The organism is Streptomyces sp. XM83C (assembly GCF_023072675.1).
Taxonomy (GTDB): domain Bacteria; phylum Actinomycetota; class Actinomycetes; order Streptomycetales; family Streptomycetaceae; genus Streptomyces; species Streptomyces thermocoprophilus.
In genome coordinates, this window is sequence record NZ_JALLGL010000159.1 from 1 (window position 1) to 14,602 (window position 14,602).

Genomic DNA, 14,602 nt, shown 5'->3' on the forward strand with positions numbered 1-14,602 from the left:
CCCCCCGGGCACCCGCCCCCGCGCCGTCGCCGTCAGCCGATGCGGTAGTGGTCCCCGTAGACCTGCCACCGCAGCGGCGGGTCGAGGTTCAGGTTGCCCTCGCGCAGGAAGACCCGTTGGGCGGTGTCGACCCGGCTGGTGTCCTCGTGCGCTCTCTCCTGCCGCATCGCCCAGGTCCGCGCGTCGAGGAAGGCGGTGAGGTACGCGGTCTCGTCGCCGCCCCGGGCCGGTGTCCGGGCCCGCTGCACGGCCTGCGCGCGGATGGCGGGGAAGCCGAGCGGGTCGTCGCCGCCGCCGTGCATGACGAGGGCGTCGTAGTACGCGAACTGCCCGAGCACACCGAGCCCGTCCGCGACGGCCTGCCGTACGGCGGGGTCGAAGTAGACGCGGTCGCGTTCGTCGTCCTGGGCGCGCCGGAACTCCGGGTCGTGGGCGGCCCGGCGCCAGTCGTCGGGGAAGCCGGGGTCGAGGCCCTCGTGGGAGGCGGTGCCGTCGACGCGGCGCAGGGCGGGGAGGTAGGGGGCGAGGACGTTGCCGGGCCGGCGTGCCGTGTACAGCTCGACGACGTCGAGCATGTCGCCGGTGCCGGAGCAGAAGCCGATGATGCCGCCGGTGTAGCCGCGGCCGTCGCCGATGTCCTCGATGTAGGCGTACTGGGCCTGCCAGTCGAGCGAGGAGTTCTCCGCGCTCGACACCAGCCGCATGGCGATCTCCTTCTTCGCCGGGTGGTCGAGGCGGGCGGCGCCGGAGGAGGCCGGGCCGGAGTGCGCGGCGGACCGGGCGGAGGTCATCGGGACGGCGGCGGTGACCGCGGCGAGCAGGGAGAGGGCCGCCCTGCGAGCGGCGTGCATCACGAGGTCTCCTGGTGGGTGAGGGTGCGGGACCTGCCCGTACCGGCTTGTCGGGAAAATTCCTATCACTGTTCGACAGGACGCCACGAAGCTGTCCACGGTTCGGCCGGCGCCGGAGATCGTCCCGTCCGGCACGCCCCTCTCCCGCGCGTCGGCGGACTTCCGTGCCGAAGGCCTGCGGTGCCGTACCGGCCGGTGGTTAGGGTGGAGGCCGTATGGCTCGACCGGACGTTTTGGGCGGACCGAACGGGCCCGCCGGGCGTACGGCGGCGCGGCAGACGCGGCGACGCGTCCCGCGCGAGTGGTCCACGACCGCGCGGCCCGCGCCGCGCCGCACCCGAGGGGAGTCACCCCGTCCGATGACCGAGGCACAGCCGACCCGCCCGCGCCCGCGCGCCGCTCTCGCCATGTCCGCCGACACCGCCGCCGCCGTCCTCGACGCCGAGTCGCTGGCAGCGCTCGGCGAGGTCTGCGACCTCGTCCCGCCGCCCGTCCTCGACGATCTGACGACCCCTCGCGCGCGTGCCGTCCTCGCCGATGTGGAGCTGCTGGTCACCGGCTGGGGCTGCCCTCCGCTGGACGAGGAGGTCCTCGCGGCGGCGCCCCGGCTGCGGGCGGTCGTGCACACCGCGGGCAGTGTCCGCGGCCATGTCACCGGCGCCTGCTGGGAGCGCGGCATCGAGGTGTCGTCGGCCGCCGCGGCCAACGCGCTGCCGGTCGCCGAGTACACGCTGGCGATGATCCTCCTCACCGGCAAGGACGTCCTGGAGCAGGCCCGCGCCTACCGCACGGCCCGCGCCCGCGCCGCCTGGCGCACACTCCGCACGGTCGGCAACCACGGCCGTACGGTCGGCATCCTGTCGGCGTCGCTGATCGGACGCCGCGTCATCGAGCTGCTGCGCCCGCACGACCTGCGGGTGCTGCTGTACGACCCGTACGTCACCGACGCCGACGCCGAGGCCCTCGGTGTGGAACGGGTGGGGCTGCCCGAGCTGTTCGCCCGCAGCGACACCGTCAGCGTGCACACGCCGCTGCTGCCGGAGACGCGGGGACTGGTCGGGCGGGAGCTGATCGCGGCGCTGCGCCCCGGGGCCGTACTGATCAACACCGCGCGCGGGGCGGTCGTCGACCAGGAGGCGCTCACCGAGGCGGCGCTGGCCGGGCGGATCCGGGCGGTGCTCGATGTGACCGAGCCCGAAGTGCTGCCGCCGGACCACCCGTTGTGGGACTGCGAGAACGTGCTGATCACCCCTCATCTGGCCGGGTCCCAGGGCAACGAGTGGCGGCGCCTCGCCGGCACGGCGGTCGCCGAGGCGGCCCGCTGGGCCTCCGGCGCCGGTTTCCTCCATCCCGTACGACGCGAAAGGCTGGCCTTCCAGGCATGAGCGGTCCCGGCACCACAGGCCCCGGCACGACAGGCCCCGACGCCACGGGCCCCGCCCGCGCGGCATCCGCGGCCCCTGCCCGTGCGGGCGTCCCGTTCCCACTGCCCGCCGAGGACCGCGAGGTGAGCCCGTACACGGGGTACACCCGCGCCCACTGGGAGGCCGTGGCGGACGGGCTGCTCGCGGCAGCCTGGCACTGGCGCACGCCGGGCGGCGCGCTGCTGCACCTGCCGGGCCGGCCGTCGGTGTCGGGGGTGCGCTCGGACGGCCTGGAGGGGTACGCGCGCACGTTCCTCGCCGCAGCGTTCCGCGTCGCGGGCGCCGGCGGCGAGGACCCGCACGGCCGGCTGGAATGGTACGCGGACGGCCTCGCCGCGGGCACCCGCACCCCGGGCCGGGACGACGCCGAGTCCTGGCCGGTGATCCTCGACCACGACGTGCGGGGCCAGCCGATGGTGGAGTCCGCGTCGGTCGCGCTCGGGCTGCGGCTGACCGCGCCGTGGCTGTGGCAGCACCTCGACGAGGGGGTGCGGGAGCGGACGGAGGCCTGGCTGCGCGGGGCGCTGCGGCACTCCCCCGCGCCGAACAACTGGTATCTGTTCCCGTTCACCGTCGCCGGGTTCCTGGAGTCGGTGGGCCGGGGCGACGCGGAGACGGCGGCGGCCCGGGAGCGGGCGCTGGAGCTGCTCGAGACGTGGTACCGGGGCGACGGCTGGTACGCCGACGGCGACGGCCGTGCCTTCGACCACTACAACGGCTGGGCACTGCACCTGTATCCGGTGCTGGACGCCCACCTCTCGGGCGACAGGGCCCTCCTGGACCGCTTCGGGGCGCGGCTGCGCTCCCATCTGGCGGGGTACGGCCTGATGTTCGGCGCCGACGGGGCGCCGATGCACTTCGGCCGCTCGCTGACGTACCGTTTCGCCGCCTCGACGGCCGTGTCGCTGGGCGCGCTGACCGGGCACACGCCGCTCGCACCGGGCGCCTCGCGGCGGCTGGCGAGCGGCGGTCTGCGTCACTTCCTGGAGCGGGGCGCGCTGAGCGGGGACGGGCTGCTGAGCCTCGGCTGGTACGGCCCGCACGCGCCGACGGTGCAGGGCTACTCGGGTCCGGCGTCGCCGTACTGGGCGTCGAAGGCGTTCGTCGCCCTGCTGGCGCCCCCCGGGCACCCGCTGTGGACGGCGCGTGAGGAGGCGGCGCCGGTGGAGGAGGGCGACCGGGTGCTGGCGCTGCCCGCGCCGGGGCTGCTGGTCCAGGCGACTTCCGCGGACGGCGTCGTACGGCTGCACAACCACGGCAGCGACCATGTGCGCCCGCACGAGGGCGAGTCGGCCGCCGACGACGACCCGCACTACGGCCGCCAGGCCTACTCCACACGGACCGGGCCGACCGCGCCGGGCAACCCGGCGGACAACCGTCTGTCGGTGGAGGTCGCCGGCCGGAGCAGTGTCCGGCGCCGCCTGCACCCGCTGGGCGCCGGGCACGGCGACGGCTGGGGGTGGGCGGCGTCCTGGCACCGGCCTGTGTTCACGATCGGCCCTCCGATGGTGCCGGGCCTGCGGGTGGAGAGCGTCACGGTGGCGCACGGGCGGTACGAGCTGCGCGTGCACCGGGTCGTCGGGGCGCCGCCGGGCGCGCGGGTCAGCCACACCGGCTGGGCGACGGGGCCCGATGAGCCGCTGCTGTCCGCGTTGCATCCGCTGTACGGCTGGGACGCGCCCGCGAAGGCGGTGCCCGCGCCGTACGGCACCGCGTTCACCCGGTGGGCGCAGGTGCCGCGGCTCACCGGGACGGCCGGGGGCACGTCGGTGCATGTGTGCCTGGCCGTGCTGAGCGGCGACCCGACCGGCCCTCCGCTGCCCAAGGCCGTCACCCGCACCACGGCCGACGGGGCGACGGTGGAGGTCGTCTGGGCGGGCGGCGCGGTCACCCGGGTGTCGTTCGACCCGGTGCGGGTGACGCACGAGGCGGTGTGACGGAGGCGACGGAGTGCCGCACCCGGCGGCGTGACCGACGGGCGGGCCGCCCCCGGCCTCGGTGGCGACATCCCGTCGGAACGCGTCACGAACGCCTCTGGGGCCTGCGGGAAGGCGCGCCTGGCGTCGAGGCGTCCCCGTCCACCGTGAGCGAGAACCGCACGCGAGAGCGCGAGAGAGCCCCGGATGCCGTACGTCGTGCCCGTCGTCATCGGAATCGTCTACGCCCTGCTGATGTCCCTGGTCCGCGAGCCGCACCGGCGCCGCCTCGACGCCGTGCCGGTCGGCGGGGCGGGCGCCGCCCATCTCAGCGGCGGGGCGCTGGGCGGCTGAAAGTTCGCGTTCACGGCGCTCACCACGTATGCCGCCTGTCGGGGCCTGGACTCGTGGAACCGGATCGGCGCGGGCCGGCTGCTGTACACCGGCTGGGACATCGTGCACCACCTCCAGGGGCAGCCGTTCATCCCGTTCGCGCACGACGCGTCGTTCGGCTGCGCGATCTGCGATCCCGTGATCGCACTGTGGTGTCTGCGTGGCGGGGTCCGGCCGCGGGGCCGGCTGCCGGGCCGGACGCGTAGGCGGTTCCGCGCGGCGGGCGGGCGATGTGCGAATACGGCGCCGGCTACGGCCGGCCCGCGTGTGCGGTGCCGGCGGCGGACTCCCGGCCGTCGGCCGCGGTCCCGTCGTGCCGGTCGCGCCGCCGGTCGGCGACCGCCACGGCGAACGCGGCGAGCATCGTGGCGGACGCCGCGCCCACGGCGACCGACACGGCGGCCCGGTGGTCGCCGCCGGTCGCGTTCAGCACCAGATAGAACAGGCCCGGCAGCAGTGCCGTACCGACGGCGCTGCCGAGCCGCTGCCCGGTCTGGAGGGCACCGCCGGCCGCGCCCGCCATGCGGACCGGGACGTCCCGCAGGGTCATGGTGACGTTCGGCGAGATGACGCAGCCGCTGCCCAGCCCGGCCACGAGCAGGGCGGGGGCCGCGAACCAGGGCAGCGCGCCGGTGGGGGCGCGGCCCAGCAGGAGGGCGGTCGTGCCGAGGCCGGCCATCACGGTGACCAGCCCGTACACGGTGAGGAGCCGGCCGAACCGCTCCACGAGCCGTCCCGCCACGACGGCCGCTGTGGCGGAGCCGAGCGCGAACGGCGTCACCACCAGCCCGGAGCTGAGCGGCGAGTAGCCGAGCCCGTTCTGGAAGAACAGGGCGAAGACGATCCAGATGCCGCTGAACCCGACGAAGTACAGCGCGCCGAGCGTGGCGCCCGGCAGGTAGCCGCGGGTGCCGGTGGCGAGGCGCGGGTCGAGCAGTGGCTGCCCGCCGCGCGCGGTGACGCGGTGCTCCCAGCGGGCGAAGACGACCAGCAGGGCCGCGCCGGCCGGGAACAGCCACCACAGCCGGGCCACTCCCCCGTCCTCGGCGAACACCAGGGGCAGCATCAGGGCGAGCACGCCCGCGCCGAGCAGACCCACGCCGGGCAGGTCGAGCCGCCGGCTGCCCCGGCCGGGTGCCACGCGGGGCAGGAGGCGGGCGCCGAGGAGGAGAGCGGTCAGGCCGATCGGCACGTTGACGTAGAAGATCCACCGCCAGCCCTCCGGTCCGGAGGCGAGGGTGAGGACCAGTCCGCCGACGACCGGCCCGACGGCGCTCGACACCCCGACGGTGGCGCCGAGCAGCCCGAACGCGCGGCCCCGTTCGGCGCCGTGGAACATCTGCTGGATGAGCGCGGAGTTCTGCGGGGCGAGGCAGCCGGCGGCGGCGCCCTGCGCCACGCGTGCCGCGATGAGCAGGCCGGCGGTGGGTGCGGCGCCGGCGGCGGCGCTGCACACCACGAACGCGGCGAGAGCGGCGAGGAAGATACGGCGTCTGCCGACGGCGTCGCCGAGCCGCCCGGCCGGGACCAGGGCGAGCGCGAACGACAGGGCGTAGCCGGAGACGACCCACTGCACCGAGGCGGCGGAGGCGTTCAGGCCGTGCTGGAGGGAGGGCAGGGCGACGGCGACGATGGTCACGTCGAGCAGGGTCATGAACCCGGTGACGAGGGTGACCCACAGGGCCTTCCACCGCTGCCGGCCCGCGCCGGCCGGTGCCTCGGACGCCGTACGGGCCATACGGGCTCCTCTCCACGCGACCGGACCGAACCGGTGGCGCCGGTACGGCCGGGAGTACCGGCCGCGCCGGCGCCACACTTGTCCATGCGTGACCCGTGGGCGGCGTCCGAAACCGGCTGCGGGGCCGGTACCCACGGGAGAGCGAGCCCGGTCAGGGCTGGATGGGCATGCTCCAGCAGTTGGAGGTGGCCGCCCGGCCGGACAGCCGGTCGGTGAGCCAGTCGATCGCGTCGCCCTGGTCGGTGAGGAGCGGGGTGAAGTGGTTGATCAGGGCGCTGCCCAGGCCGGGCAGGACGACCGGCTTGTAGGTGACGTCGGCGCCCTTCTTGCACCAGTCGACGGCGAGGCGGCGGGCCTGCCCGTGCGGGACCAGGTTGTCATTGACGCCGGTCGCCACCCGGACCGGGCCGGACGGCTTGAGCCTGCCGATGCGCTGGGTGTCGAGGAAGGACTTCAGGGCGGGCGTGCCGGCGATGATCTCGCTCAGGGAACTGCCGTCGTTCGTCCACCGGGTGCTGCTCTTGTAGGCGTAGTGCAGGATGCCGTCGCCGACGCACATGGTGGACAGGTCCTGCATGGCCTTCTTGCCGGCGTCGTTGAGGTGGGCGTCGGCGATGGGCCGAAGGGACGGGTCGGACTGCAGGAAGCCGTTGAGGGACCAGCCGAGCGCGCCGGCCAGTTCGCTGCCGTCGATGGCCTTGGTGACCTCGGTGAGGTCGGCCGGGGGCGCGCCGACGTAGCTGCCGGACAGGCGGACGTCGGGCGCGTACGACGGCTGCAGTTCGGCCGCGGCGGCGGTGGCGCCGCCGCCCTGGCTGTAGCCGTAGAGCCCGATGCGGGAGGCGGAGGTGAGCGAGGTGCCGGGCAGGGCGCGTGCGGCGCGCACGGCGTCCAGGACCACATGGCCCTCGTCGACGCGGTTGACGTAGGTGTGGAGCCGGTCGGTGGTGCCGAGACCGCCGTAGTCGGTGACGACGACGGCGATGCCGGAGGCGAGGAGGCGGTAGATCGCCAGGTCCTCGTAGCCGACGGAGACCGTCTGGAAGTTCAGCGTGAGCGGGTGCTCCAGGCCGAGGGAGGCCGCGCACTGGTCGCCCTGGCCCAGGGTGCCGGGAGCCACGGCGACGAGGGGGCGGGCCCCGCCGCCCTTCCAGGAGGCGGAGGGTTCGATGTAGGCGCCGGTGACCGCCACCGGCCGGCCGTCGGCGTCGGTCGACTTGTACATCAGCCGGGTGGCGCGGCCGGGCAGCGGCCCGTCGAGGCCGGGCAGGCTGAGCGCCAGCGGCAGGGGTTCGGTGCGCACCAGCGCGCCGTTGGCGGCGGGCAGGGTGGCGGGCGGGGTGTAGAAGGCGGGAACGGTGACTCCACGGGACACGACGGTGTCCGTGGCGGATGCGGCAGGGGCGGCCAGGGCCTGTGCGCCCAGGCAGGCGGCGGCGGTGACCGCCGCGGCCAGAAGCCGTCTGCAGGCGGGCATGGGGAGACCTCCTGTGAACGGGCATGCGGGGAGAGGCGCACGGGGACGCGGTCGTCCCGCCGGTCGTCCGTGCGCCCGTGGTGAGTGGAGCGAAGGGACCGTAAGCGACCTGGAGTTACCGCGGGTAGCGCTCGTCAGGTTACGGTTCGGTAATTTGACTCAGTGTTCAATAACAGTCACCCGAACGCTCACTCAGCGCACAAGACGGCAGGTCAGGAGGGAGGAATGGTCCGGACCTGCCCCGCGCGGCCAGGGCCGGGGGTGCGGGCCGAGCGGGGGTGCGAGCGGGGCGGATGCCGGGGATCTTCTTGTCGAAGGCGGGCGCGGCGACGTGCTCCGGCTCCGACAGACCGACGGTGAGTCGCGAGGCGGCGGCGAGGAACTCGGTTTTGACGTCGATGCCCACCGCCCACGGCAGCAGGCACTCCTCGTCCGACAGCAGGGCGGGGTCCCGCACCCACTGGTAGGCCTCCTCGTCGAGGAACCCGCGGTCCCAGCCCTGGTCGACGGCGCCGGCGCCGGCCGCGGCGGGGTCCGCCGCATGGTGCGGGGGTCGCTGTCGGGCCTGGTCGAAGGCGTCCTGGGACAGGGCGATCACTCCAGCCCGCCCGCCGGGAACGCGGCTGAACGCCGGGGGGCCGGCTCGACAGCGTGGACACATGACCGACTGGAGTCTCGACCGCTACTGCGCAGAAATCCTCACCCAGACCGACCTGTTGCTCTCCCTCACGGAGGGCGCCGAGCTTGCCGCCCGCGTCCCGACCTGCCCCGGCTGGAACTTCGGTCAGCTGCTGCGGCACGTCGGCGGCACCCACCGCTGGGCCGACACCGTGGTCCGCGGCCGTGCCACCGAACCCGTCCCGGACACACTCGTCAACGAGGTCTTCCACTACGACGACAAGGACCCGGACGTGGTGCGGGACTGGGTCGCCGAAGGGGCGCGCCGGCTCACCGACGCGCTGACCGAGGCCGGTCCCGGCACGCGCGTGTGGACGGTCGTACCGGACCGGCCGATCACCTTCTGGGCGCGGCGCATGCTGACCGAGACCACCGTGCACCGGGCCGACGCCGCGTGGACGGCGGGCGTCCCGTACGCGCTGGACCCGGCGGTGGCACGGGACGGCTTCGAGGAGTGGCTGGGGTTCGGGCAGGTCCCGGAGGCGTACGGCACCGAGGACGGGGAGGTGCCGCTGCTCGGGCCGGGCCGCACGCTGCGGTTCGAGCCGTCGGACGGCCCGGGCGGGGGCTGGTACGTGGACCTCACCGAAGACGTCCCGCGGTGGACGGAGGACGGCGGCGGCCCCGCGGCCGTTTCCGTGCGGGGCACGCCGAGCGATCTGCTGCTGCTCGTGTACGGCCGTCCCGTCCGGGACCGGCTGCGCGTGGACGGCGACACCGCCCTGCTCGACCTGTGGCTGGAGCGGACCGCCTTCTGGATCGAGTGACGGCGCGCCGCGCAATGCGTGGCGCGAACCGAAAACCGATCGCCCTCCCTCAGCGTCCCCACCGATATGAACACGTTCAAAAACGGTGTGGCGCAGCTGGTCAGGTTCGGGGTGCTGCAACTGCGATGCTGCGCCTTCGCGGTGGCGCTGCTCGGCGGGATCGGTCTGTCCCGGCTGCTGCCGCCGCTGCCCGTGGCCCGCTACGACCTGGTGCTGCTGTACGGCGTGGTCCTGACCGTCGTGGCCCGGCTGGTCGGCTGGGAGAGTCGGCGGGACACGGTGGTGATCGCCGTATGCCATGCGGTGGGCCTGCTGTTCGAGCTGGTCAAGGTGCGGCTGGGTTCGTGGAGCTACCCGGAGGACGCCGTCACGAAGATCGCCGGGGTGCCGTTGTACGGCGGTTTCATGTATGCGGCGGTGGCCGGTTACATGTGCCGGGCCTGGCGTCTGTTCCGGCTGCGCTGCACCGGCTATCGGACGGTGGCGACGAGCGTCGTCGCGGGCGCGGTGTACGTCAACTTCTTCACCCACCACTGGCTGCCGGACCTGCGCTGGCCTCTCGCGGCGGCGCTGGTGCTGGCCACCGCGGGCACGTGGGTCGGCTTCTCGGTGGGCCGGGACCGTTACCGTATGCCGCTCGCCGTGTCGTTCGTCCTGATCGGCTTCTTCCTGTGGGTGGCGGAGAACGCCGCCACGTACGCGGGGGCGTGGAGTTATCCGTCCCAGTTGCACGGCTGGCAGCCGGTGTCACCGAGCAAGATCGTGGCATGGGCGCTGCTCATCAGCGTCACGTTCGTGGTGGCCGAGCGGGTGAAGGCGTCGGAGCGGCCGTGGACGGCATCGCTGCGGTCCGGGGGCGTGCCGGGTGCTTAGGTGGGGGTGCACGTGACCGTTCGAGCAGACCGTCCGAGGAAAGAGGTCCCGTCTTCATGGCCGTCATCCATCACACCCATGTGAAGCCGACCAAGCTGGAGCTGCTCACCTCGTGGCTGCCGGGCCGCCCGTGGTACGGCGGCGACGCCGGGGGCCCGGAGCTGGAGAAGGCCGGCGGGTTCCGGCTGGACGACCCGGCCGGGGAGGTCGGGATCGAGTTCATGGTCGTCAACGACACCTCCGGTCCGGAACCCGTCACCTACTCCGTGCCGCTCACCTACCGGGGCGCCCCGCTGGAGGGCGCGGAGCACGCCCTCGTCGGCACGATGGAGCACGGTGTGCTCGGGCAGCGCTGGGCGTACGACGGCTGCCACGACCCTGTGCTCGTCGCGCAGTTGGCGGCGCTGCTGGAGGGACGCGCGCAGGCGCAGGCGCAGAGCGTCAGCGACGCGCCCGATCTGGACGTCGCGGTCTCGTACACGGGCGAGGGGCCGCTGCCCGTGGCTCTGACCGCCGCCGACGACGCCGAGGGCAGCGTCCTCGCGGCGCCGGGCGTCGCCCTGCGGCTGCACCGCATGCTGCGGCCCGCACCGGACGGCTCGGTCGCGTCACCGGCGGCGGGTGTCCTCGGCCAGGTGTCCGGCGTGTGGCGGGCACCGGACGGCGCGCGCGTCCGCGGGGTGTTCGCCGAGCTGCACCGGACGCCGACGCCGGAGGCGTGACGTCGCCGCCCGTCCCGGCACCGGACTCGCGCCCCTCGTACGGTGCCGGTGCCGGTGCCGGTGCCGGTCAGAGCGTCGTGCCGAGGCCCTGTGAGGTGCAGGCGCACTCGGTGTGGATGTGGCCCGGTTCCAGCTTGGCCGTGTCGGTGCCCGGTGAGGAGACGCTGTCGCCGTCGGGCTTGTGCACGGCACCGGCGGCGGGCACGGCGAGCAGGACCAGTCCGCGGAGCAGGGCGAGCGGGGCGTGCGACGGCCAGGACGGCCGCCTGCGCAGTCCGGCGATGCCGCCGTGGACGGCTGCGGCGAGCAGTACGGCGGCGTGTCCGACGAGCAGGCCGGCGGGCACGCCGTCCGGGTCGGCGGGCAGCATCACCAGCAGCAGGACGGCGGTCGTCGCCCAGCACGCGAGCATCGGCAGCCATCTGCGCAGCAGCGCGTATTTGAGGCCGAGGCCGCTGAGGTTGAGCACCGCGACGGCCACGGCGAGCAGACCGTCCGCGGGTGCGGGCGGCGGCGCCGACGGCATCGGCGGCATCCCGGACGCGAGCGGTTCCGGCCCGTGGAACGGCACGTCCTGCCGACCGCCCGGCTCCGGCCAAGGCCCGGGTGGCGGCGGCCCGTTCGGGCGGTCCGGTTCGCCGTACGGGTTCGCGGCCCCCTGGCCGTACGGATCCTCCGACATGGCGGCTCCCCCCGTCGTGTCCGCCCGAGTGTCCGTGTGCCCGGCAATGTACGACCGGGCACTGACAGTGGGCAGACCTGTGGACGACCCGGTTCGCATCTCCGTTCGACACAACTGCGAGGGGGAGCATGCCCCGTCCGTGGCTGATGGCAGAGTGGATCCCAAGCCCGGCCGACCGCGACCGGCTTTCGACGCCCTCACCACCGGGAGGACCAGTGCCGGATCCGCGAACGCTCGCACCCGAGGAGCGACTCGCCGACGCGAAAAGGCTGTTGGACCTCCCCGGTATCGTCGTGATCTGCGGCTCCACCCGTTTCATGGCCGAAATGGCCGAGGCCGAGCTGCGGGAGACCGAGGCCGGAAGGATCGTCGTCAAACCGGGCTTCGACATGCGGTCGCCGGACGGCCTCCGCCGCGGTCCCGCCGAGGCCGAGGCACTGCGGGCCCGGCTCGGTGAACTCCACCGGGCGAAGATCCGGCTCGCCGACGAGGTCCTCGTGGTCGGCGACCGCGTCGGGGACAGCACCCGCGCCGAGATCGCGTACGCCCGGTCGCTGGGCAAGCCCGTACGGTTCACGCATCCGGCGGTCGACCCCGGCGTCTGAGCCCGCTCCTCCCCCACAGCCGACCGTGTTCCACGGGGCGTCGACGGCCCTGAGCCGCCTTGCCCGGGCGCTCAGCCGGCCCGGCTCGCGCTCGCCCCGCCCGCGTCGGCCTCGGCCGCGTCGGCCTGCGTGCTCCGCCCCAGGTAGGTCAGCGGCCCGGGGTCGGGCACCTCGATGGGGTGGAAGCCGAGCCTGTCGTAGAAGGCGCGTGCCGCGGTGTTGGCCGTCACCATGCCGAGGTGCACGGCGGGCACGCCGCGCTCGTGCAGGGCGGCGAGGAAGGTGTGCATCAGGCGCCTGCCGTAGCCCCGGCGCTGCCACTCGGGAAGCAGGTCGATGTGCAAGTGGGCGGGGTAGGGCCGCAGTTCGGGGAGGATCATGCGCTCCGGCCGGTGCAGCAGGGCGATCATCTCCTCCGTCGGCGTGCGGGGCGGCCTCTCCAGGGGCGGATAGCGGTCGCCGACGAGCGGCAGCCACCGGTCGCGCCAGTCGCGGACGAAGCGCTCGGTGTCGGCGGTGCCGACGATGTAGCCGCCGACGCCGCCGCGGCCGTCGTCGAGGACGAACGCCAGGCCGGGATCGAAGTGGCAGTAGGGGGCGGCGAACAGTGTCGGCATGAGCTGCCGGTCGGGGTAGAGGTGCCGGGAGTCGCCGCCGTTGTCGGCCGTGCGGACGCACACGTCGGCGACCCCGTCGCGGTCCCGCCGATGGTAGGGGCGGACCGAGGGGTGATCGCTCATGTGTCGCATCCTGCCGCCGTGGGAGCGCTCCCGCAAGAGTCGTTCCGGCCCGTCTCCCGGCCCCTTCCGGCCGTTGCGCGCAGCCGTAGAGGCAGGTGGGCGCGGGTCGGTTACTGTATCCCGGCTCATGTTGAGGGGAGAACGGGCGATGCGGAACAGGACCGGGGCGGGATGGCTCGGGGCGGCGCAGGCGCTGCTCCTGGCAGGGGTGCTGGCGGGCTGCGGAGACACGGACGACAAGGGCGCGAGGGCGCCGGTGTCACCCACCGCGCCGGTCTCCGCGCACCCGAGTGCCTCGGGCACCGCCTCACCGGCCGCCGGCGGACGCGTCGGCCCCGCCGGCTCCGCCTGTCCGCTGCCCGTCGCCTTCGACATCGCCCCGGACTGGAAGCCGATGGCCGTCAGGGTGACGGAACCGTCGGCGAGTCCCTCGGACGGGCTCGGGGAGGATCTGCGCAAGGAGCTGATGGAGAGCCTCCTGCACCAGGGTCCCTTCACCGCCGTGTGCGAGGTCGACGCCAAGCCCGCCGGCAACATCGGCTTCCTGCGCGTGTGGAAGGCCGGGCCGGGCGACGCGGACGCCCGGGGCGCGCTGCAGAAGTTCGTGACGGCGGAGGAGGGCGCGCGGCACGCCACGTACCGGACGTTCTCCTCGGGCGGCCTCAAGGGTGTCCGGGTGGACTACGAGGTGTGGGACGAGCTGCTGGAGGAGTCGAAGGAGGAGTGCGCGTTCGCCGTGGTCACGGCGGACGGCCCGGTCGTGGTGCACCTGGGCGGCCTGGACACCCAGGAACACGAGGAGATGCTCCCGGCGTTCGACCTGGCCCAGCGCACGGTGCGCACCACCTGAGGTACCGGCACGCCGGCCACCGGGCGGCCGGGCCCGGCCTCACCGCCGTCGACGACCGTCCTCCTGCGGACCTCGCCGCCGGCGATGAGCGCGCCCCGTCACCCACATGGCGGCGCCGGGCGAACACCGACGCGAGCGTCGAACGGCCGGGGTCGAAGCGCCACACCACGCCACCCCTTCCGCCGGATGGAAATATCCACCAGCATTCCAGTGCCGGACAGGACGGCCTGGGGAAACGACATGGGCGATACGACGTGGGCGCGCGGTGTGGAATGGCTCGCCGCCGCTGCGGGAGACCCCCGCGGATGCAAACGGGCGTGGGACAACGGCGAGGGCGTCGCACTGCTCGCGGCCGGCCGGTACTGGGACGTGCTGAGCGTCCCCGACCGGCTGGGACTGCTGGCGCTGGATCTGCTGTGGCAGTCGTCGCTGCCGGTGCCCGGCCCGACGCTGGTGGACTCGGCCGCGCGCCGGGTCGGGTTCTTCCTGCCCCCGGAGCGGGGCAGCCGGTGGATCGGGGCGGGGCTGCGGCATGCAGGACGGGGCTCCTGGGTGGCCGTACCGCCGCCGTACCGTCCCGCGCGCTCCCTGGAGTGGCTGGTCCCCCCGGACGGCACGGGCGCGCTGTACCGTCCGGTCACCCTGGAGCTGGCGCTGCGTCAGGCACACGCCACGCTCACCGTGCTGACCCCGCGGAGGGCGATAGCGAGGAAGCCGGGGCGGACTGAGGCCTGCGGCGCCGCGACAGCGGCACGGGCAGGGATGCTCCTATGGCTGTCAAGCCGCTGGAGCCAGGTCGGTTTGAGTGATTCGTTCGGTCGGTGTGCTGGTCAGGGCCCGGTAGACCTCGCGGGCCACGAAGCGTTTGAGGCAGCGCATGATGTCC

At 74.3% G+C, this 14,602-nt stretch carries 13 protein-coding genes and 2 pseudogenes; 9 read left to right on the forward strand and 6 right to left on the reverse strand.

Annotated features, from left to right (window positions below; genetic code table 11):
• Positions 1-32: 32 nt before the first annotated feature.
• The gene (locus MTQ10_RS18480) at positions 33-851 is read right to left on the reverse strand and encodes a chitosanase (protein ID WP_247469502.1); all 819 of its coding nucleotides are present in this window, start codon (positions 849-851) and stop codon (positions 33-35) included.
• 359 nt (positions 852-1,210) lie between these two features.
• On the opposite strand from MTQ10_RS18480, the gene MTQ10_RS18485 reads away from it, so the two are divergent.
• The 3 genes and pseudogenes from MTQ10_RS18485 to MTQ10_RS18495 all read left to right on the forward strand — a co-directional run.
• On the forward strand, positions 1,211-2,236 hold the full coding sequence (locus MTQ10_RS18485) for a hydroxyacid dehydrogenase (protein ID WP_247469492.1): 1,026 nt from the start codon (positions 1,211-1,213) through the stop codon (positions 2,234-2,236).
• 122 nt (positions 2,237-2,358) lie between these two features.
• Positions 2,359-4,212: a DUF2264 domain-containing protein gene (locus MTQ10_RS18490; protein ID WP_247469493.1), complete on the forward strand. Its 1,854-nt coding sequence runs from the start codon at positions 2,359-2,361 to the stop codon at positions 4,210-4,212.
• A 186-nt stretch (positions 4,213-4,398) separates the two neighbouring features.
• Positions 4,399-4,809: pseudogene (locus tag MTQ10_RS18495) on the forward strand (DUF6010 family protein); the annotation flags it as partial.
• 25 nt (positions 4,810-4,834) lie between these two features.
• On the opposite strand, the gene MTQ10_RS18500 reads toward MTQ10_RS18495, so the two are convergent.
• The 3 genes from MTQ10_RS18500 to MTQ10_RS31690 form a co-directional block, all read right to left on the reverse strand.
• The gene (locus tag MTQ10_RS18500; protein WP_247469494.1) at positions 4,835-6,322 is read right to left on the reverse strand and encodes an MFS transporter; all 1,488 of its coding nucleotides are present in this window, start codon (positions 6,320-6,322) and stop codon (positions 4,835-4,837) included.
• A 151-nt stretch (positions 6,323-6,473) separates the two neighbouring features.
• On the reverse strand, positions 6,474-7,799 hold the full coding sequence (locus tag MTQ10_RS18505) for a lipase family protein (protein WP_247469495.1): 1,326 nt from the start codon (positions 7,797-7,799) through the stop codon (positions 6,474-6,476).
• Positions 7,800-7,965: 166 nt separating this feature from the next.
• Positions 7,966-8,397 carry a hypothetical protein gene (locus MTQ10_RS31690; protein WP_374117632.1) on the reverse strand — a complete coding sequence of 144 codons (432 nt, stop codon included), beginning with the start codon at positions 8,395-8,397 and terminating at the stop codon, positions 7,966-7,968.
• 61 nt (positions 8,398-8,458) lie between these two features.
• Here MTQ10_RS31690 and MTQ10_RS18515 point away from each other — a divergent pair, with 61 nt between their 5' ends.
• The 3 genes from MTQ10_RS18515 (at position 8,459) to MTQ10_RS18525 (ending at position 10,839) form a co-directional block, all read left to right on the forward strand.
• On the forward strand, positions 8,459-9,244 hold the full coding sequence (locus MTQ10_RS18515; RefSeq protein WP_247469496.1) for a maleylpyruvate isomerase family mycothiol-dependent enzyme: 786 nt from the start codon (positions 8,459-8,461) through the stop codon (positions 9,242-9,244).
• Positions 9,245-9,310: 66 nt separating this feature from the next.
• Entirely contained in the window at positions 9,311-10,117 is an 807-nt protein-coding gene (locus MTQ10_RS18520; protein WP_247469497.1) for a DUF817 domain-containing protein, read from the forward strand.
• A gap of 56 nt (positions 10,118-10,173) precedes the next feature.
• Positions 10,174-10,839, forward strand: a complete 666-nt coding sequence (locus MTQ10_RS18525; protein ID WP_247469498.1) for a maltokinase N-terminal cap-like domain-containing protein — start codon at positions 10,174-10,176, stop codon at positions 10,837-10,839.
• A 67-nt stretch (positions 10,840-10,906) separates the two neighbouring features.
• Here the strand turns inward: MTQ10_RS18525 and MTQ10_RS31480 are convergent, their stop codons facing one another.
• Entirely contained in the window at positions 10,907-11,521 is a 615-nt protein-coding gene (locus MTQ10_RS31480) for a hypothetical protein (protein WP_308404576.1), read from the reverse strand.
• Between the two features lie 215 nt (positions 11,522-11,736).
• On the opposite strand from MTQ10_RS31480, the gene MTQ10_RS18535 reads away from it, so the two are divergent.
• Complete coding sequence (locus MTQ10_RS18535) at positions 11,737-12,126, forward strand: DUF4406 domain-containing protein (protein ID WP_247469499.1); 390 nt, start codon at positions 11,737-11,739, stop codon at positions 12,124-12,126.
• 71 nt (positions 12,127-12,197) lie between these two features.
• Here MTQ10_RS18535 and MTQ10_RS18540 read toward each other — a convergent pair whose 3' ends face one another.
• Entirely contained in the window at positions 12,198-12,866 is a 669-nt protein-coding gene (locus MTQ10_RS18540) for a GNAT family N-acetyltransferase (protein WP_247469500.1), read from the reverse strand.
• Between the two features lie 148 nt (positions 12,867-13,014).
• On the opposite strand from MTQ10_RS18540, the gene MTQ10_RS18545 reads away from it, so the two are divergent.
• A complete protein-coding gene (locus MTQ10_RS18545; RefSeq protein WP_247469501.1) occupies positions 13,015-13,716 on the forward strand; it encodes a lipoprotein in 702 nt (233 codons plus the stop codon).
• A gap of 240 nt (positions 13,717-13,956) precedes the next feature.
• Positions 13,957-14,409 (forward strand): annotated as a pseudogene (locus MTQ10_RS18550) (hypothetical protein); the annotation flags it as partial.
• Positions 14,410-14,602 lie beyond the last annotated feature (193 nt).